Origin of the sequence: Ensifer adhaerens (genome assembly GCF_013283195.1) — a bacterium.
Taxonomy (GTDB): domain Bacteria; phylum Pseudomonadota; class Alphaproteobacteria; order Rhizobiales; family Rhizobiaceae; genus Ensifer; species Ensifer adhaerens_G.
On the sequence record NZ_JABEKT010000001.1, the window covers coordinates 2,498,547 to 2,518,509 of the forward strand.

Sequence of the window (19,963 nt, forward strand, 5' to 3'; positions counted from 1 at the left end):
TTAACCATTTGCGCGCAAATGTGGCTTCTAGTTTCGGACGTTGACCCATCAAGGATCGTTTATGTTCTCGCGCCCTTCTTTGATCGCTCGCGGCGCTGCCGCTTTCGCGCTTGCAGCAACCGTCGGCGTTGCGACGCCGGCCTTATCCGGCGGCAAGGACAAGGCTTTCTTCGAGAGAGTCTCCGGCCAATGGACAGGCCCCGGCGAGATCGTCGCCGGCAAATACAAGGGCACCAAGTTCACCTGCGACCTCGCTGGTGAACCGGCCGCCGGCAATGACGCCGGCATAAAGCTCGATGGCTTCTGCCGTGTCGGCGTGTTCAAGCAGCCGATGTCGGCGCTGATCACCCAGAAGGGCAACAGCTACACCGGGAAATTCCTCGATGGCGCCGACGGCAAGGGTCTCGATATCGTGTCCGGCAACGTCGCCAAGGACAAGGTCGTTGTCGGCATCAACCGCAAGAAGCTGAACGGCGCGATGATCGCCCGGCTTCAGAACGACAAGACGATGAACATCACGATCTCGGTCAAGGTCGAGAACACGATGGTGCCGGTAATCGGCGTCAGCCTCAATCGCCAGGTCGACAACATCGCCGTTGGCTCGATCAAGTAGACGGCAATTCAGATCAACGACAAAAGCCCTGGCCGAACGCCGGGGCTTTTGTCGTTTATGCCGCTCGATCTCAGGCCTGTGCCCGCCACCAATGCGTGTCTTCGTCCGCCACCTCGATGCCGGTGACGTCGGCATCCGCCAGCCACTCTTTGACCCGCCGTCCGTTCACGCTCATGCCGGAAGCGAAGTCCGCAAGGGGCATCAGCACGAAGCCGCGCGCGGTCATGCGCGGATGCGGCAGTTCCAGCCTGCTCTCGGACAGGGACATGTTGCCGAAGGTCAGGACATCGATGTCGATTGTTCGCGGGCCCCAGCGCTCGTCGCGTACCCGCTTCATCTGACGCTCGATATCGAGGCAGGCTTCGAGCAATGCTTCCGGCCCGAGCGTCGTCTCGACTTCGGCACAGGCGTTGAAGAACCAGGCTTGATCGATCTTGCCCCAGGGTGGTGTGCGAAACAGGCGTGAAACGGCCCGAACCGCGCAATCCGGCCTTGCGTCAAGCATCTGCAGGGCATCGGCCATCGCCCTTCGCGGCTCGCCCAGATTGCCGCCGAGCCCCAGTGTCGCGATCGATCCGCTCATATCAGGCGACATGCTCGACAGTCACCTCGACATAGTCGAGCACGCCGGGCACAGGCGCATTCGGCTTGCGAACCGAGACCTTCGCCCGCCGGATCTGCGGGAAGCGGACGCAGAGCGTCTTGGCGACCTCAAGCGCCAGTGCCTCGATCAGGTAGCGCCGACGCCCGGTGACGATGCGCTCGATCTCGGTAAAGGCGATCCCGTAATGCACGGTGTCGTCGATCGAATCGTCGACCAGCGCCGTGCCCTGCTCCACTTCAAGTTCCGCATCGACGAAGAACCGCTGCCCGAGGAACTCTTCCTCGTCGAGAACGCCATGGCGCGCGAAGAAGGCACAGTTTTTCAGGGTGATCGTATAGGTGGCGCTCATGGTTTTTCGTCCCGTCAGCTCTTCTTTGCAGCCAGCATAGCATCCGCCATCATCAGCGCATCCCTGCTGTTTGCGACATCGTGTACGCGGAAAATAGCGCCGCCCGCCAGCCGCAAGAGCGCCGTCGTTGCGGCGGTGGCGGCGTCACGGTCAGCCGGCTCTCGTCCGGTGACCGCGCCGAGGAAACGCTTGCGCGACGTGCCGACCAGAAACGGCAGTTCGAACCGGTGCAACTCGGCAAACCGCGCCATCAGTTCCAGGTTCTCTTCCGTATCCTTGGCAAAGCCGAAACCCGGATCGAGCACGATCCGTTCGCGTTCGATACCGGCTTGCGTCGCGATTTGCAGCGAGCATGCAAGAAAGTGAAACTGGTCCTCGATCACATCGGCAAGCTTTTCGCGGTCACGGCCGGTGTGCATGATGCAAAGCCCTGCTCCGGTCTGCGCCGCGACGTGTGCGATATCGGGTTCGCGCTGAAGGCCGTGCACATCGTTGACGATATGAGCCCCTGCCTCGACGGCAAGGCGTGCGGTTTCCGCCCTGTAGGTATCCACCGATATGAGCGCATCGGTCTCGCGCGCAAGAGCTGCAATGACCGGGAGGATGCGGCTCTGTTCCTCGTCGGCACTCACCGGTGCGGCATCAGGTCTGGTCGATTCACCGCCGACATCGAGGATCAAGGCGCCATCGCTAAGACAGCGCTTGCCCTGCGCGACCGCAGCTTCCGTGTCGCTGAAACGACCGCCATCGGAGAAAGAATCCGGGGTAACATTGATGATCGCCATCAAAACGCCACGCGGCCCCAGTTCGAGGCTACGGCCATGCGCCAGCGTCCAATGAAAATTTTGAAACGGATTGTAATTCATTCCACCTCACGATGGGCAGCAACCAACCATTTCGATTTGCTGTTGCACCCGCGCTGGCTATGCCCCAAGCTTGATTGAAGTTCAACTAAAGAGAACTACGCATTGATGTCTCGAGTACGCGTCCCGCTCAAAGCCGCCCTTCTTGCCCTTCTGGTTGCCATGCCCTTGGGCTCAGCGTCCGGCGAAACGGTGATGAGCAAGAGCTTCTCCTATTTCTCGATCGGCGGCCGCACGGCGGCGGATCTCGACAAGGCCCTCTCCAAAGGCGGGCCGATGATGAAGTCGACTGGCGCACGCCATCCGGGCGCAACGCGCATCAAGTTTGGCGGAACCATCACCTACGTCAACCGTGGGGGGCGCTGCGCTGTCGGCGCGGCCGTCGTGACGCTCAACACGCGCATCATTCTGCCGCGCTGGAAGTATCGCAAGCAGGCGAGCCGCGACCTCGCCTTGGTTTGGGATACGCTGTCGAGCGACATCAAGCGCCACGAGGAACGCCACGCCGAGATCGCGCGCAACCATGCCCGCAAGATGGAGAAGACGTTCCTGGCGCTCAAGCCACAAGCGGACTGCGAAAAAATGCAGGAAAGCGTGACGCGCGCCAGCGCAGAGGCCATCGCCGCCCACGACAAGGACCAGGCCCGGTTCGACCGGACGGAGGCGGCCAATTTCGACAAGCGTATCATCCGGCTGCTGCAGTACCGGCTGCAAACACTGCAGAAAACACAGGAATAGACAGGGCGGCGTTCCGTCCTCGTGACCGGCATAAGCATAGCGGGAATATACTTGACCGCTACCTGTTTAGCGCGGGCGCACCCACAGTATTTTATTGGTGAAATCTAGCGATAGCTGAAGCGGAACGACTCGCTTATATTCAAAATATGAAACGTGAGGGCGAGATGAAATCCAACCCTCCGTTGTCGGAAGCGATTTGGCGGGCCATGATGATCTCGCAGGACGTATAAATATTGTCGTTACTTGAGTTCGCCAGCGTCGGTTTGTTTGTTGAAGAGCAAAAGCCGATGCCGCAGCAGTACAGGTTCTCCTGGCGTGTCTTGATGCAGCAGATGTTCCCTCCCTCATCTGCGTGCGATACGCCCTCCTAGCCTCGCTCGTCACACGACCAGCGAGGCGCTTTTTTGGCAAATACGGCATCGGTGGATCGAAAAGCAGCAGCTGCGGCGCCGACGGCCGGCGATCAGGCCTGGCGTTCGGGCACGTGCACGACGAGCCCATCAAGCGCATCGCTGACCTTGATCTGACAGGAAAGCCGCGAGGTCGGACGCACGTCGTAGGCAAAGTCCAGCATGTCCTCTTCCATCGCTTCCGGCGCGCCGACGACCGCCGTCCAGGCATCGTCGACATAGACATGACAGGTTGCGCAGGCGCAGGCCCCGCCGCACTCGGCCTCAACACCGGGAACCGAGTTGCGAACGGCGTTCTCCATGACGGTCGAGCCGTTCTCGACATCGAGTTCGTGGCGCGTGCCATCAAAGGCAACGATCGTAAGTTTTGTCATGTCACTTTCCGGAATAAGCTGATGGGACTGGCCGATCGCGCAAAGCCGCGCGGTGCGGCGGGCGCAAATTCAGGGAAGGTTCTTCCAACAATTCGGCCATTCAGTCAACAACAGCCAGTGAGCGCATCGCGGACGCGGCGTTTCAGCGTGCGCGATGCGCCTTTCCAGCCGGTTGCGATCAGCGGCAGAGTTTGAGGATGAACAGCTCGGCCTCAAGCACGCTCGTTGCAAGCACGTCGGGCAGAGTTGGATCGGTCGGACGCTGCTCGATTGCGCCCGCGGCGGCCGCGACATCGACGGCGCCGACGGCAAGGGCTGCCCCTTTCAGTTGATGGGCGGCCTGCGCGCGTCCATTCCCCTCGCCTTCGGTGATTTCCTTCATCACCTTGCGCGCCTGACGCGCGAACAATTGCAGCACTTCTATTTCAAGCGCCTTGTCGCCCATCGTCTGCGCGGTCAGATGGGCAAAGTCGATGGGCTTCCTGCCGGAGGAAGAAGAGCTACCCGGAGTATCGGGAGCTTCAAAGGCAATTCTGAGGGCCGCCATCAGCCAATTTCCCTATTGTTTGTATAGTGTTGTCCATGTCCGCTGCCGCCTTGCCGTCGCGCATAGTTTGCGCATTGACTGGAAAGGGTGGCACGGGCGCCATGCCAGACCGCGCCTGTTCACCAGGCGTCGTCACAGGACGATCGCTGCAGTTTCTGCAGCTATCATCCTCCACGGGCGGGCGCTGCTATCGGCTTAAAACGGGGCGCAATATAGGCAGGAATCTGGGAAAATGGTTAATGACCGTTAAACCTGCTGTTTTCCTTGTCTTTTCCGCCCTAACCCCCTCTATCACATTAAGAATTCATTAGGATTTTAATGAAGCCGGAGTGCTCTTAATTGTAAGAACCCGGCTAATGTGTCACTACGATACGGTTAGGAACGGGCCTGCGTACGAAAATGGCAACCGTTCCGGTGGATAAGCGTTGCGGGTGGTGCCCTCGGGGCACAATTCCGACTATCCATCGAGGAAATGATGTGGGTGTTGAGTAGGGTATTGCGTAGATGTGATGCGCGTATCTTGCCGTCACCGCCCCGGTGAAGAGGGTGCCCGGCCGCAGTCGCGGTTTGAATGGGCACGCTTCGGCGGAGGCAAAAGGTAATGAGGCGTATCCCTATGGCGACGAAGAAGAGCAACGAGTCGATTGACGAAAAGGCCTTCCAGGCTCTGGAAGCGGCCCTTAAGATCGATTTTGACGAGCTTAAGTCGAGCCCTAACGACAAGACTTCCTTGGATGATCCGGAGGAAAATGTGTCTGACTCCACCCATCAGGCTGCCCAGCCCGATCACAGTCGAAATGCCAAGCCTCAGCAGGAACCACCCCGCGCCGCGCGAGCCAATGACGCCGCACGCGGGCTCGCTCCCGAACCTGCGCCTAAGTCGCCTCCCCTTTCCCCGGCAAACGACGATGGCCGCCGCTCGCCGGCAGCCATGTTGCGCGCCCTCGACGTACGCTCGAACCGTGCCGCCATCCGGGTCGCAGCCCTCGTCTCCATCGTCTGGGCCGTCGCCGGCCTTGGTGTCGCAAACCTGCTCTATGGTCCGCAGATCTGGCAGATCCGCACGCTGAGCGATCTCGCCGCCACCCCGGGTGCAGTCGGTGTTGCCATCGGCATCCTGCTGCCCATCATGCTCTTCTTCTCCTTCGCCATCATGATCGCCCGCGCGCAGGAACTGCGTAACGCCGCGCGTTCCATGGCCGAAGTGGCACTGCGCCTGGCCGAGCCGGAAACTGCAGCCGCCGACCGGGTCATGACCGTCGGTCAGGCCGTTCGCCGCGAAGTCTCCGCGATGAACGAAGGCATCGAGCGCACGATTGCCCGCGCTACCGAGCTTGAAACGCTGGTTCACTCCGAGGTCAACGCACTCGAGCGCAGCTACAGCGAAAACGAACTGCGCGTACGCACGCTGGTTCAGGAGCTGGGCCTCGAGCGCGAAGCCATCATCGGTCACTCCGAGCGTATCCGCTCCACCATTGCCGGTGCACACGGCAAGCTGAAGGACGATCTCGACCAGGCGGGCGAAGACATTGCCTCGCGCATCGCGATCTCTGGCGAAGCCTTCGCCTCGCTGATCGATACGCGCGCCGCGGCTCTCAGTGAAAAGTCCGATGCTGCCCTGCAGAACATCGGCACCATGTTGACGAACCGCACGGACTCGCTGCTATCAGGCCTGACCGCTGCCGGCCTCGGGCTCAGCAGCGAATTCGACACCCGCCTCGATCAGCTGAGCGATACGTTGACCAAGCGCGGCGAGCAGCTGCTCGGCCAGTTCGAGACCCGCGCCTCCTCGCTCGACGCCAACACAGAAAAGCTGAATGCAGCCCTCAACGAGCGCGCCCGCCAGCTCAATGAAACGCTGATTGCCCGCACGCGCGATCTCAACGAAAGCCTGAGTGTCGGCCAGAGCGCGATCGCCGGCGGTCTTGAGGACGTACTTGCAACGCTCAACGCCACGCTCGACGAAAAGGGTGCACATTTCCGCCAGAGCCTGCGCTCCAGCGCCGACGACGCGATCATGGATCTCGACCTGCGCGGCGGCTTCTTCGAGGAGAAACTGCAGACGACGGTCGGCCAGCTGGCTACCGCGTTCGACGAACGCTTCCACGAGTTCGCCTCGGCCTTCGACAAGCGGGCCAGCATGCTCGACACCAAGCTGATGGAAAGCCTGCACCGCATCAACGAAACGGTGACCGGCGGTTCGGATGCCATTGGCAGCGCTCTTGACGGCAGCATCGAGAAGATCGGCTCGGCCCTTTCGGATCAGTCGTTGTCGCTTGCGACCGCGCTCGGCGCCACGCACGACTTCATCGAGGAAACGATCGGCAGCCGCACATCCGACCTCAGCAACCTGATCGGCGGCGCTCACAGCCGCATCGACAGCGTGCTTTCCGAAAAGACCAGCAGCCTGATGGGTGCTCTTTCCGAGGCACAGGATCGCATCGAAAACGGTTTCGGCCAGCGCGCCGATGCGCTTGCCAATGCCCTGACCTCGAGCGAACAACGTCTGACCGAGGGCCTCGACACCCGCACGGCGCAGTTCGTCGACGGCTTGCAGGCGGCTCACGCTCGCATCGAGCAGACGCTGACCGGGTCGACCGACGAGATCACCAGTGCCATCGCTGCAAGCCAGCACCGTCTCGACAACACCCTGTCCGAGCGCACCCTTGCCCTTTCGACCGTGCTGTCGACCGGCACGGACGCGATCGAAGGCGCCGTCGGCGAAACGGCCGACCGGCTGGAGCGCGTTCTGTCGGAACGCAGCCAGGCGATTGCAGAAACCCTGTCAAACCAGACATCGGCGCTCGACGGCGTTCTTGCCGCCCGGTCTTCCCACATCACTTCGACAATGACGGCCCGCGCCAACGAGATGGCGGAGTCCTTGAGCCGCCATGCCGAAGACGTCGCCGACAACCTGACGTTCCGCGCCACGGCCGTTGCCGAGACGATGACGGACCGCGTCGGCGAAATCGAACAGAAGCTGTCGGACAGCGTTTCCGTGATTGCCGAAAACCTCGGCGGCCGCGTCAGCGAGATTTCCGATACCCTCACCAACACCAGCGCCCGCATCGCCGAAGACCTGAGCGGTCGCGTCGGCAAGATTTCGGATGCGCTGACCGCCACGAGCGCACAGATCGCCGAAGCGCTGACGGCGCGCACGACCGAGGCGACCGCCTCGCTTGCCGGCAAGGCAACGGAAATCGAACAGACGCTCACCGGCCGTGCCGAGCACTTGCGCGAAACCCTGTCGTCGACCCACGAGCAGATCCGCGCCACGCTCGACGACCGGATCAACGCGATCAACCTCGCCGTCGATCAGGGCCGAGATCAGCTGGAAGGCATGCTGTCCGACCAGTCCATGTCGATTGCCACCAGCCTTGCCACCAGCGCCAGCATGCTCGAAATGTCGCTCGAAGAGCGCCAGGCCGCTCTTGCCGGCATCATCGACCGCAGTGGCGAAACGCTGGAAGCCCGCATGCGCTCGACCACCGGCAACATCGCCGAGCGGCTGGCGGAGACAGCGGGCCAGATCAGCCTTGCTGCCGACACTTTGACCAATCGGGTCGATATGTCGATCAACGGTCTCAACGACCGTCTCGACGACACCGGCCTGCGCATCGAGACGAGCCTTGGCGCGCTTGAAGAACGCATGCGCGACAGCGCAGAAAATGTCGGCATCATTGCCGATACGGCAGGTGTTCGTGTCGAGACCCGCTTGGGCTCGCTCGAAGAGCGCATGCGCGGCGGCGTCGATAATGTCAGCGCGATTGTCGACGATACGGCAGCTCGCATCGAAGCGCGCCTCGGCTCGCTTGAAGGCCGGATGCACGGCAGCGTCGACAAGGTTGGCGCCATCGTCGACGAAACCGGAAACCGCATCGAATCCCGTCTCGGTACGATGGAAGACCGCATCCGCGACAGCGTCGGCAATGTCAACGCCATCGTCGACGACACCGGCTTCCGCATCGAGGCCAGCATCGGCACGCTTGAGGATCGCATCCGCGATAGCGTCGGAAGCGTCAACGCCATTGTCGACGATACCGGCGCCAAGATCGAGACAAGTCTCGGTTCTCTGGAAGGCCGTATCCGCGGCAGCGTCGGCAGCGTCAACGCACTCGTCGATGACACGGGCCTGCGTCTTGAAACGAGCCTCGGCTCGTTGGAGGATCGCGTCCGCGAAAGCGTCAACGGCGTCAACGCGATCGTTGGCAGCGCTGGACAGCGCATTGCCGATAGCCTTGGCGAACGCGCGGGCGAAATCGACCGCGCCAGCGAGGAAGCCGCAAGCCGTATCTCCAGCGCCATCAATGCCGGCACGGACCGCATCGAAGAGCGCCTGGGCACCATGGACCGTGCCCTCAACATCGGTCTCGAAAACGTCAACCGGACCATCGAAGGCAAGGCAGCGGTGCTCGTCACCAGTCTGCGCGGCGCCGTAAGCGACGTAACGCACGAGATCGACGCCGAAGCCGGCCGCATCGAGGGCAAGACTGCGGACCTCGTCACCAGCCTGCGCGGTGCCGTCAGCGAAGTCACCCAGGAGATCGACGCCGAAACGGGTCGTATCGAGGGCAAGACTGCCGACCTCGTTAGCAATCTTCGCGGCGCCGTCGGCGAAGTCACACGGGCGATCGACGCCGAAACGGGTCGCATAGAGGGCAAGACTGCCGACCTCGTCAGCAACCTTCGCGGCGCCGTCGGCGATGTTGCCCAGGAGCTCGACGCCGAGGCAGCCCGCATCGGGGGCAAGGCCGCGGGTCTGGTCAGCACCCTTCGCGGTGCCGTCAACGAGGCAGCACAGGAACTCGACGCGGAAGCTGCCCGTTCCGCCGGCCTTCTTTCCAAGGCTGGTCAGGACTTTGCAAACGTACTCGCATCCCGCAACGCCGACTTCGCAAACGCGATCGAGCAGACCGCAGCGGCAACGGCCTCACGCCATGCCGAACTCGCCCGGTCGGTCGCCGACGCCTCCGACAGCGCCACTGCGCGCCTTGCCGCCACCCATGGTCAGGTCGCCAGCCACGCCCAGAACATCCAGCAGGGTCTTGCCGATGCGGAGAAGGCATTGGAAGCGCGCAGCGAAGCAATCCGCAGCACGCTCGACGATCGCACCCGCGAACTCAATTCGATGCTCGCAGGTCGCTCGATGGAGCTGTCACGCATCATCGACGAGCAGGCTCGTCCGGTTATCGATCAGTATGCTGCAACCGGCCGAGAGGCTGCTGAGCGCATCGCCAGCGTGACGCAGGACAGCACCGACCGCCTGCGTGCGGAAAATGCAGCGCTGGTCAACGCCATCACCGAACGCACCGGCGAGACGCTCAATGCCATTTCGCTGCGCGCCGAAGAGACGGCGAAGGCGATGAAGATGGTCGAGAACCGTCTGCAGTCGACGGCCCTCGGCCTGATCGACCAGCTCGCTGCCAACAACACAGCGATTGCAACCGTCATCGACCAGGCAAGCAACAACCTCGGTGACATGGATCAGCGGCTCGAGGCGACGGCCAGCCGCTTCTCCGAAACCACGCGCCAGGCCTCCGACATGTTGTCGACCTCCACCCGCCTCATCGAAGGCAAGGTCGACAAGCTCTCGGACATCTCCGCTTCCACCCTGTCGCAGATCGGCGGTATCGTCGGGCGCTTCGAGGATCACTCCAAGGTGCTCGGCCAGGCTTCGGATCTCTTGGGCGCCGCCCAGTCGAACCTCGTCAGCACGCTCGAAGAACGTCAGGATGCCTTGCGCACCCTCTCCGTCGGCCTCGTGCAGCGCTCGGAGGAAATCGAGCGCACCATGCGTGCCCTCGAAGGCTTCGTCGATGGCGCCTTCCAGCGCGCCGAAGAGCGTTCGGGTCTGGTTGCCGGCAACCTGCGCAGCGGCATCCAGCAGTCCTTCTCGGATGTCGGTCGCCTGCTGTCGAGCACCGAACAGCGTGCAGCCGAAGCCGCCGAATCCATGCGCAATGCGCTGGCACAGGCCGGCGACGAAGCGGGTGCGTCTGTTGAAGCCGTCTTCTCGCGCGCCGAAGAACGGTCGCGCCAGATTGCCGATACGCTGCGCTCCGGCGTCGAAACCTCGTTTGCCGACGTCAACAAGACACTCACGGCGGTTGAAGGCCGTGCGCTCGGCGCCTCCGAAGCGCTTCGTCAGGCGATTGCCAAGGTTGGCGAAGATGCCGGCTCCTCGATCGAAGGTGCCTTCGCAAACGCCGAGGAACGCTCCAAGGAAGTGGCGAACCGTCTGCGTGGCAGCGTTGCCTCGTCGGTCTCCGATGTCGAGCGCATGCTCAACGAGAGCGGCAAGAAGTCGGACGGCGTGGCAACCCAGCTGCGCGACGCCGTTCGCATCGCGATCGACGAAGCCATCGGCCGCTTCAGCGGTGCGACCGACGACATCCGCCGCTCGGCTGGCGAGATCCGCAAGGAACTCGATATGACCCGCGAAGAACTGAAGCGCAGCGCCTTCGACCTGCCGGAAGAAGCCAAGGAAAACGCCGCCGTCATGCGTCGCGCCGTGGCCGAGCAGATCAAGGCATTGCAGGAATTGTCCGACATCATCGGCAAGTCCTCGACGCAGCTCGAAGTCGCCCAGCCGCTGCGCCAGCAGCCGGTTGCCGCCGCCCCCGTGGCTGCTGCACCTGTTGCTGTCGCCCGTCCGGTCGAGCAGCCGGCCGCGGAGCCGCGCCGCCAGGAACCCGCACCGACGCTGCGCGGCAGCCTCGGCATCGAGCAGGCAACCATTCAGCAGCCTGCCCCCGTCCAGCAGCCCGTCGCAGTCCAGCCTGTCCGCGCCCAGCCGGCCACACAGGCCGTCACCAGCGAGGTCGCAGAAGGCGGCGGCTGGATGCGCGACCTGCTGCGCGCCGCTTCCCGTGAGGAGGCCCCGGCGGCCGCACCGCAGCGCCCGGCTGAAAGCCAGCCTGCGACCCGCAGCGGCGACACCCGCAATCCGCGGCACGTGGTGGAATCGCTGAACTCGCTGTCGGTCGATATTGCCCGCGCCATCGATCACGATGCGTCGGTAGACCTGTGGCGCCGCTACCAGCGCGGCGAGCGCGACGTCTTCACCCGTAGGCTCTATACGCTGAAGGGCCAGCAGACCTTCGACGAGATCAAGCGCAAATACGACCGCGAGCCGGAGTTCCGCACCGCCGTCGATCGCTACATCGCCGACTTCGAAAAGCTGCTCGCTGACGTCGCGCGCAACGATCCGGACAAGCGCATCACCCAGACCTACCTCACGTCCGACACGGGCAAGGTCTACACGATGCTCGCCCACGCAGCCGGCCGCTTCAACTGAGGCAGCGTCAATCGGAAAGATCAGACGGCCCCATCGCAAGGTGGGGCCGTTTTCGTATCAACAGCCAGAGCGGGAGCCAAAGCCTCGTTGGCACTGGTTTGGCTGTCGCGAGAGCAGCATCGGCAATTGCGTTTCCGCTCCGGCCGAGAATGCCATATCTTACTCTGGTACCACAGAGTATCTTGATACCACATGCACTGCCGGTGCCCTTCCCGCGTCCTCACCGCCATAGAACTAAGCCCGACCGGTAGGCCGACCCTTGGGTTGCAGCACCTCCGACGGAATTGGGGCATTGGAGAACGACCGCGATCGGCCTAAAAATTGCGATCGGTGCAGGCTCTCTGCCCACTGCTCTGAGCATTTATAGATTGCGAGGTCGTTGTTACGGACCTTCGATCCTGCGAGCGACGTCTCATGCCGATACCGGCACGGCGCTCTGGCATCGCGCTTCACCGCCGCCGCCGTGCCAGTTTCTGTTGCGCAAGCTGTCATGCCGCTTCGGCAGTGGTGCGATTAAGGGCGAGCCAGACAAAGCGTCCGCAATGGATGGCAAATTCACGGAAAACCATCGGTGGCAAGCTCCGCCTGCCGCCAAAACGCGCAGCATCCTTCCGGGGATCGGAACGCGAACTCTACCGCGAATTCCCACCGATAGGATTGCGTCTGCAGTCGGGACTAGATCTTGTGATCTGAACGCCGAACGACCATCAGACGCACCACGGATGCTGTTTGAACGACGGAAACAACCTTGGTCTCCGCTCCTTGCGGCACTGTTGCGCGCGTCATTTGCATCTGTCGGTTGCCTGATGCGGCTACCCTACGCTCGCTCTTGCGCAGCTGTGAACGGAACGGCGGTCCACCAACGCTTTGACCTCACCTTCCCACTGACTGCGCGTGCTTGCGCCCAGATCGACGGTTGAGGCGTGACATGCTGCTGACGCTGCTCGTGGAAACGACAGCATCACCGCGTGGCATGGATCCGCAGCGCGAGGCGGATTGCGGCGCGAGAGCAAACAACGCTTAACGATGGTGCCGCGGTAGGCACGTCGCTGTGCAGACAGGGCAGCCCAGATGCCTTTCGCGGCGACGGGCGAAAACCACATCGCACAAAAGAAAAGGCCCCGGACGAACCCGAGGCCTTTTCCTGGATTTCGATCACATGCCGGCCGAGCCGGCAGAAGATCAATGTTCCTTGTTGGCGTAAACCGACTTCTTGGTCAGGTAGATGAGACCGGTGAAGATCAGCAGGAACACAATGACCATGAAGCCGGTGCGCTTGCGATCTTCCAGGTGCGGTTCGGCTGCCCACATCAGGAAGGCCGAAACGTCCTTGGCGTACTGGTCCACCGTCTGCGGAGCACCATCGTCGTAGGTAACCTGATCGTCGGAGATCGGCTGAGCCATCGCCAGCGCCGAAGCGTTGGCGAAGTAAGGGTTGTAGTGTGTGCCTTCGGCGACCTGAACGCCTTCCGGCGGCTCATGGTAGCCGGTCAGCAGCGCGTGGATATAGTCCGGGCCGCCTTCCTGGTAGGGCACGAACATATCGAAGACGAACTGCGGGAAGCCGCGCTCGATGCCGCGCGCCTTGGCAATCAGCGAGAAGTCCGGCGGTGCAGCACCGTTGTTGGACGCAGCAGCTGCTTCCTTGTTCGGGTAAGGCGACGGGAAATGATCCGAAGGCACGGCCTTGCGGGTGAACATTTCGCCGTCTGCGTTCGGGCCGTCCTGAACTTCGTAGTTCGCGGCGAAGGCCTTCACCTGGGCGTCGGAATAACCGAGACCCGAGAGCGTGCGGAATGCCACCAGGTTCATCGAGTGGCAGGCCGAACAGACTTCGGTGTAGACCTTCAGGCCGCGCTGCAGCTGGCCCCTGTCATAGTTGCCAAACGGGCCGGCAAACGACCAGTCCTGCTGCTCGGGCTTGTGGATCGGATAGTGGGGCGTGCCGCCGCCATGCTCCGCGCCACCTGCAGCCTCTTCAGCGACAGCAGCTCCGAGACCGAGGCCAGCGACGACAGCAAGTGACAGAATACCTGTTACAAGCTTTTTCATTGTTGTGAGTTCCTTATCAATCGCTGTTCTGATCAGGCGCGTGCGGTGGCCGGCTGAGCCTTCGCATTCTTCTTTTCCAGCACCGCTTCGGTGATGGAGTTCGGAATGCGCTTGGGCGTCTCGATCAGGCCGAGAACCGGCATGATGACGAGGAAGAAGCCGAAGTAGTACAGCGTGCCGATCTGCGACATGACGACATACAGGCCTTCTGCAGGGCGCGAACCCAGCCAGCCGAGCATGATGGCGTTGACCACGAAGATCCAGAAGAACAGCTTGTACCACGGACGGTAGACAGCCGAACGGACCTTCGACGTATCGAGCCAGGGCAGGAAGAACAGGATGATGATCGAGCCGAACATCACCAGAACGCCGCCGAGCTTGGAGTCGATCGGGCCGACATTGAAGGTGATGGCGCGCAGCATCGCGTAGAACGGCAGGTAGTACCATTCAGGAACGATGTGAGCAGGCGTCTTCAGCGCATCAGCCGGAATGTAGTTGTCCGGATGGCCGAGGAAGTTCGGCTGGTAGAAGACGAACCATGCATAGATCAGCAGGAAGATGGAAACGCCGAGTGCGTCCTTCAGCGTCGCGTAGGGCGTGAAGGGAACAGTATCGGTCTTCGACTTCACTTCGACGCCGGTCGGGTTGGTCTGGCCGGTGACGTGCAGGGCCCAGACGTGAAGCACGACGACGCCGGCGATCATGAAGGGCAGCAGGTAATGCAGCGAGAAGAAGCGGTTCAGCGTCGGCTGGTCGACGGCAAATCCGCCAAGCAGGAACTGCTGGATCCACTCGCCCACCAACGGGAAGGCCGAGAAGAAGCCGGTGATAACCGTCGCGCCCCAGAAGGACATCTGACCCCAGGGCAGAACGTAGCCCATGAAGCCGGCAGCCATCATCAGGAGATAGATGACCACGCCGAGGATCCAGAGGATTTCGCGCGGCGCCTTGTACGAGCCGTAGTAGAGGCCGCGGGCGATGTGCAGGTAGACGGCGATGAAGAAGAACGACGCGCCGTTGGCGTGCATGTAGCGCAGCAGCCAACCGTGGTTGACGTCACGCATGATCTTTTCGACCGAGTTGAACGCAACGGTCGTGTCGGCAGCATAGTGCATGGCAAGCACGATGCCGGTCAGGATCTGGACGACCAGCATGACGGAAAGCATGGCGCCAAAGGTGTATGCGTAGTTCAGGTTCCGGGGAACCGGATAGCTGATGAAGCTGTCGTGAATCATACGCGGCAGCGGAAGACGGGAATCAACCCATTTCTCAATGCCAGTCGTTGGCGTGTAGGTTGAATGTTCAGCACTCATTATCAGTAGTCCCCTCAACCGATCTTGATAACTGTGTCGGAAACGAACGAGAAGGTCGGCACGGGGAGGTTTTCCGGCGCCGGACCTTTACGGATTCGGCCAGCCGTATCGTAGTGCGAACCGTGGCAGGGACAGAACCAGCCACCGAAATCACCGGCCTGACCAAGCGGCACGCAGCCGAGATGGGTGCAGGAACCGATCATTACGATCCAGTTTTCCTTGCCTTCGCCGGCGGAGCGATCGAGATCGTTCGCCTCGGCGCTGGTCGGAAGGTTGGCGTTGCGCGCAACCGGGTCCTTGAGGTCGGCAAGAGCGACCGCCTTGGCCTCTTCCACTTCCTTCTCGGTACGGTTGCGGATGAAAATCGGCTTGCCGCGCCATTTGGCCGTCAGCGACATGCCGGCCTGAAGGCTCGACACGTCGACCTCGATCGAGGCGAGCGCGAGCGTCGAGGCATCTGGACGCATCTGGTCGATGAATGGCCAAGCGACCGCGCCGGCGCCAACGACGCCCGCCATGCCGGTGGCCAGGTAAAGGAAATCGCGGCGAGTGGGCTCGCCCGAGGTCTCGCTTGAAATGTCGTGTTCGCTCACGGCTAAACCATCCTCTCACGCAATGTTGCGGAAACCGCATCCGCCCAGCGAGATCCCTGCCCTTGCGGTTTGACCTAGGTCAAGGAAACACGCCCAATCAAAGTGCTGACACCTTAGCCGGTTTGCTGCTGCAAACACACTTTAGGCGCCAGAATCCGTAAATTTCTGCGCGCGCACGGCTCGCAGATTCCCCGTCAATCCGGCGCGTTCTATGCTTGATCGCAAATTATGTCCAGCCTTGACAAGGGTGGGTGGGCAGATTGTCGCGGGGAAAAGCGCGGCCAATTGGCACAAGGACTTGACGGTTTGCGCTACGGCCGTCGAACCACCTTGAAAAGGCAGTTGGGCCGCCCTACTCCGCCGCCTCTTCACGCGCCAGAAATCCGCCGGATTGTCGCGACCAGAGATCGGCGTAAAGACCGCCACGCGAGATCAGTTCGGCGTGGGTTCCGTCCTCGACGATCCGACCCTTGTCCATGACGACGAGCCGGTCGAGAGCGGCAATCGTCGAGAGCCGGTGCGCGATGGCCAGAACCGTCTTGCCCTGCATCAGCCGGTCGAGATTGGACTGGATCGCCGCTTCCACTTCGGAATCGAGCGCCGAGGTCGCCTCGTCGAGAACGAGGATCGGCGCATCTTTGAGCATGACACGCGCAATGGCGATGCGCTGCCGCTGTCCGCCCGAAAGCTTGACGCCACGTTCGCCGACATGGGCATCAAAACTCTTGCGGCCGCGCTGGTCCTCGAGGTCGCGGATAAACTCGTACGCCTCGGCCTTCTCGGCGGCCATGATCAGTTGTTCTTCTGTCGCATCCGGGTGTCCGAAGAGGATGTTGTCGCGGATGGAGCGATGCAGAAGCGATGTGTCCTGGCTGACCATACCGACCTGCGCGCGCAGCGATTCCTGCTTCACCGTCGAAATATCCTGGCCGTCGATCAGGATGCGCCCGCCCTCGAGGTCGTAGAAGCGCAGAAGGAGATTGACGAGCGTCGACTTGCCTGCGCCCGAACGGCCGACGATGCCAACTTTCTCTCCTGGGCGAATGACGAGCGTGAAGTCGTCGATGACGCCTGCACCCTTGCCATAGTGAAACTTGACATGCTCGAAGCGGATCTCCGGCTCGCTGACCGACAACTCCATGGCATCCGGCCTGTCGACCAGACCGATCGGCTGCGAGACGAGTTCGGCCGAATTCTGGATCGTGCCGATGTTGCGCATGATCGAGTTGAACTGCGTCATCATCCGCCCGAGCAGCATGTTGAGCCTGAGCACCAGCGCCAGCGTGAAGGCGACCGCGCCCGAACTGATCGAACCGCCAAGCCACAGGTGAATGGCATAGATCGCGATCGCCGCAATCATCATGCCCGACAGAAGCGCCAGCGAGGCGCGCACCGCCGTGAGCAGGCGCGTAAACGGAATGACCGCCCGCTGGAAGCGATCGAAGCCGGCGCGGATATAGCGGTCGTTCTCGTCGTCGCGCCCGAACAGCTTCAATGTCTGGATATTCGAATAGGCATCCACCATGCGTCCGTTCAGCATCGAGGCCATTTCGGCCGTATCGCGCGCATGCTTGCGGATGCGAGGAACGAAATAGCGCGCCAGCGCCAGGAAGATGACGATCCAGAACGCGACCATGGCCGCAAGCCGCCAGTCGAGTTGGGCAACCAGCGCCATGGTCGAGGCGGTATAGATGACGATGAACCAGACGACCTGCAGCAGCGACACGATCAGGTCGCTGGTCGCCTGTGCGCCAGACCAGACTTTTGTCACGATCCGGCCGGAAAAGTCGTTCTGGAAGAAGGAAAGCGATTGCCGCGCGACGTGCGTGTAAGACTGCCAGCGCACCAGATTGAGGAAGCCGGTGATGATCGACTGCTCCTCGACGAGCGCCGCCAGCGACACCGCGACGAAGCGGAACACCAGCACCGTCAGCAGCATGAACAGCAGTTCGGGCCCGTTGGCGGAAATCAACCCGCTCCAGCCCGCTTCGGGCTTCACGGTGTCCAGCAGATCGACAAGCCGCCCGACGAAGTAGAAGAGCCCCGCCTCGAGCATGGCGACAAGGCCGCCGAGGATGGCCATCGCCAGAAACGGTCCCTTGGCCTGGCGGGCATAGAACCAGGCAAATGCCCACAGTGACTTCGGCGGTTGCAATCGCTCCCGCGGCGCAAACGGCTTGATCCAGTTCTCGAAGATGCTGACGATGGCGCTGAGCATGGTTCCGATATAGGCGGTTCGGCGGCAACAGCAATCCGTTTCCACCATTGGGCGCATTACAAATGCGTAACGTCAATTCGGCAGTCCCGCCGCCACTGGGGCGGCGGGACTGCTGCGGATCACTCCGCCGCTTCTTCCTTCTCGGCATCGTCGGCGATGAAACCGCCCGACTGGCGCGACCAGAGGTCGGCATAGAGGCCACCCTTGGCGACAAGCTCTGCATGCGAACCGGTTTCAACGATCCGGCCAGCCTCGAGGATGACCAGGCGGTCCATTTCCGTCAGCGTCGACAGGCGATGGGCAATCGCGATCACCGTCTTGCCGGCCATCAGCGCGAACAGGTTCTCCTGGATCGCCTGCTCGACTTCGGAATCGAGCGCTGATGTCGCCTCGTCGAGGACCAGGATCGGTGCGTCCTTGAGGAAGACACGGGCAATAGCGATGCGCTGACGCTGGCCGCCGGAGAGCTTGACGCCCCTTTCGCCGACCTGGGCATCGAGCCCCTTGCGCCCCTGGTTGTCCTCAAGCGCCTGGATGAACTCCCAGGCGTTCGCTCGCTTCGCTGCCGCCGTGATCGCTTCGTCGTCCGCTTCCGGATGCCCATAGGCGATGTTGTCGCGAATCGAGCGATGCAGCAGCGAGGTGTCCTGCGTGACGACGCCGATCTGGGCGCGCAGGCTATCCTGCGTGACGGTGGCGATATCCTTGCCGTCGATCCGGATTGCGCCCGATTCCACGTCATAGAACCGCAACAGCAGGTTCATCAGCGTCGTCTTGCCGGCGCCGGACCGGCCAACCAGACCGATCTTCTCACCCGGCTTGATGTCGAGCGACAGGTGATCGATGACACCCTTCGCCTTGCCGTAATGGAAGCGAACGTTGTCGTAGGTGATCCCACCCTTTTCAGCCTTGAGCGCCTTGGCATCCGGCTCGTCGACGATGTCGTGCGCCTTGGTCATCATGCCGATGCCGTCATAGACCGTGCCGATGTTCTCGAACAGCGCCGAGACTTCCCACATGATCCACTGCGACATGCCGTTGATGCGCATGGCGAGACCGACGGCGATCGCGATCGCTCCGACCGAGATGGCGCTCGTCAGCCACAGGTGAATGCCGAGCGCACTGATGGCAAACAGCGCGATGCTGTTGTTGGCATAGACCAGCACGTGGAACAGCGTCACCTTGCGCATCTGGCGATGCACGGTGCTGAGGAAGCCATCCATTCCGTCGCGCGCGTAGGTTTCCTCGCGGCCCGCATGCGAGAACAGCTTAACCGTACCGATGTTGGTATAGCTGTCGACGATACGGCCCGTCATCATCGAGCGCGCGTCGGCCTGCTCCTTGGAAATCTTCTGCAGCCGCGGCACGAAATAGCTGACGATACCGATGTAGATCACCAGCCAGACGGCAAGCGGCGTCACCAGCCGCCAGTCGGCGGCGGCAACGACGATCAGCATCGTGACGAAGTAACTGACGACGTAGACGAAGACGTCGAGGATCTTCATCACCGTTTCGCGAACAGCAAGCGAGGTCTGCATGACCTTGGTCGCGACGCGTCCGGCGAACTCGTTGGCGAAGAACGTCATGCTCTGGCGCAGCAGATAGCGGTGCATCTGCCAGCGGGCGATCATCGGGTAATTGCCGAGCAGTACCTGGTGCATGATCAGCGAATCGATTGCCACCAGCAGCGGCAGGCCGATCAACACCAGGCCGCCCATCCAGATGAGCCTGTGGCCCTCCGCTTCCAGGAAGGTGTCGCGATTGGCGCTCGACAGCCAGTCAACCATGTTTCCGAGAAACTGGAACAGCGCCACTTCGCCGATGGCGATAAGCATGGTGCAGACCGACATGATGAGCAGCCACGGAACCGCGGGCTTGGAATAGTGCCAGCAGAAGGCAAAAAGGCCTTTCGGCGGAAGCACGGGCTCTTCCGTCGGATAAGGATTGAGGCGGGATTCAAACCAGCCAAACATTGTCTAGCTCCTTCAGAGT

13 protein-coding genes are annotated in these 19,963 nt (G+C 61.9%); 3 read left to right on the top strand and 10 right to left on the bottom strand.

Going from position 1 to position 19,963, the window contains the following annotated elements; translation table 11 throughout:
• The first annotated feature begins 61 nt into the window (after positions 1-61).
• On the top strand, positions 62-613 hold the full coding sequence (locus tag LPJGGPFB_RS11875) for a hypothetical protein (protein ID WP_173420087.1): 552 nt from the start codon (positions 62-64) through the stop codon (positions 611-613).
• A gap of 70 nt (positions 614-683) precedes the next feature.
• Here LPJGGPFB_RS11875 and folK read toward each other — a convergent pair whose 3' ends face one another.
• The 3 genes from folK to folP are packed head-to-tail and all read right to left on the bottom strand — an operon-like array spanning position 684 to position 2,432.
• Positions 684-1,208: a 2-amino-4-hydroxy-6-hydroxymethyldihydropteridine diphosphokinase gene (folK, locus tag LPJGGPFB_RS11880; RefSeq protein WP_173420088.1), complete on the bottom strand. Its 525-nt coding sequence runs from the start codon at positions 1,206-1,208 to the stop codon at positions 684-686.
• Positions 1,198-1,566, bottom strand: a complete 369-nt coding sequence (folB, locus tag LPJGGPFB_RS11885) for a dihydroneopterin aldolase (RefSeq protein ID WP_053247535.1) — start codon at positions 1,564-1,566, stop codon at positions 1,198-1,200. Before folB ends, folK begins: the two co-directional genes overlap by 11 nt.
• A 14-nt stretch (positions 1,567-1,580) precedes the next feature.
• Positions 1,581-2,432 carry a dihydropteroate synthase gene (gene folP, locus LPJGGPFB_RS11890; protein ID WP_173420089.1) on the bottom strand — a complete coding sequence of 284 codons (852 nt, stop codon included), beginning with the start codon at positions 2,430-2,432 and terminating at the stop codon, positions 1,581-1,583.
• Positions 2,433-2,537: 105 nt separating this feature from the next.
• On the opposite strand from folP, the gene LPJGGPFB_RS11895 reads away from it, so the two are divergent.
• Complete coding sequence (locus LPJGGPFB_RS11895; RefSeq protein WP_173420090.1) at positions 2,538-3,167, top strand: DUF922 domain-containing Zn-dependent protease; 630 nt, start codon at positions 2,538-2,540, stop codon at positions 3,165-3,167.
• Between the two features lie 463 nt (positions 3,168-3,630).
• On the opposite strand, the gene LPJGGPFB_RS11900 is transcribed toward LPJGGPFB_RS11895, so the two are convergent.
• Both LPJGGPFB_RS11900 and LPJGGPFB_RS11905 read right to left on the bottom strand, forming a co-directional pair.
• A complete protein-coding gene (locus LPJGGPFB_RS11900) occupies positions 3,631-3,951 on the bottom strand; it encodes a 2Fe-2S iron-sulfur cluster-binding protein (protein WP_025427192.1) in 321 nt (106 codons plus the stop codon).
• Positions 3,952-4,129: 178 nt separating this feature from the next.
• Positions 4,130-4,498, bottom strand: a complete 369-nt coding sequence (locus LPJGGPFB_RS11905; protein WP_173420091.1) for an Hpt domain-containing protein — start codon at positions 4,496-4,498, stop codon at positions 4,130-4,132.
• A gap of 616 nt (positions 4,499-5,114) precedes the next feature.
• On the opposite strand from LPJGGPFB_RS11905, the gene LPJGGPFB_RS11910 reads away from it, so the two are divergent.
• Complete coding sequence (locus tag LPJGGPFB_RS11910; protein WP_173420092.1) at positions 5,115-11,795, top strand: apolipoprotein A-IV repeat region-like domain-containing protein; 6,681 nt, start codon at positions 5,115-5,117, stop codon at positions 11,793-11,795.
• A 1,182-nt stretch (positions 11,796-12,977) separates the two neighbouring features.
• Here the strand turns inward: LPJGGPFB_RS11910 and LPJGGPFB_RS11915 are convergent.
• The 5 genes from LPJGGPFB_RS11915 to LPJGGPFB_RS11935 all read right to left on the bottom strand — a co-directional run bounded on the left by LPJGGPFB_RS11915 (position 12,978) and on the right by LPJGGPFB_RS11935 (position 19,944).
• Positions 12,978-13,847 (bottom strand): cytochrome c1, encoded by an 870-nt coding sequence (locus LPJGGPFB_RS11915; protein ID WP_173420093.1) that lies wholly within the window; start codon positions 13,845-13,847, stop codon positions 12,978-12,980.
• 32 nt (positions 13,848-13,879) lie between these two features.
• Positions 13,880-15,160 carry a cytochrome b gene (locus LPJGGPFB_RS11920; RefSeq protein WP_077503654.1) on the bottom strand — a complete coding sequence of 427 codons (1,281 nt, stop codon included), beginning with the start codon at positions 15,158-15,160 and terminating at the stop codon, positions 13,880-13,882.
• 14 nt (positions 15,161-15,174) lie between these two features.
• A complete protein-coding gene (gene petA, locus LPJGGPFB_RS11925; RefSeq protein ID WP_173420094.1) occupies positions 15,175-15,753 on the bottom strand; it encodes a ubiquinol-cytochrome c reductase iron-sulfur subunit in 579 nt (192 codons plus the stop codon).
• Positions 15,754-16,105: 352 nt separating this feature from the next.
• Positions 16,106-17,971: an ABC transporter ATP-binding protein gene (locus tag LPJGGPFB_RS11930; protein ID WP_173420095.1), complete on the bottom strand. Its 1,866-nt coding sequence runs from the start codon at positions 17,969-17,971 to the stop codon at positions 16,106-16,108.
• A 119-nt stretch (positions 17,972-18,090) separates the two neighbouring features.
• Positions 18,091-19,944: an ABC transporter ATP-binding protein gene (locus LPJGGPFB_RS11935; protein WP_173420096.1), complete on the bottom strand. Its 1,854-nt coding sequence runs from the start codon at positions 19,942-19,944 to the stop codon at positions 18,091-18,093.
• Positions 19,945-19,963 lie beyond the last annotated feature (19 nt).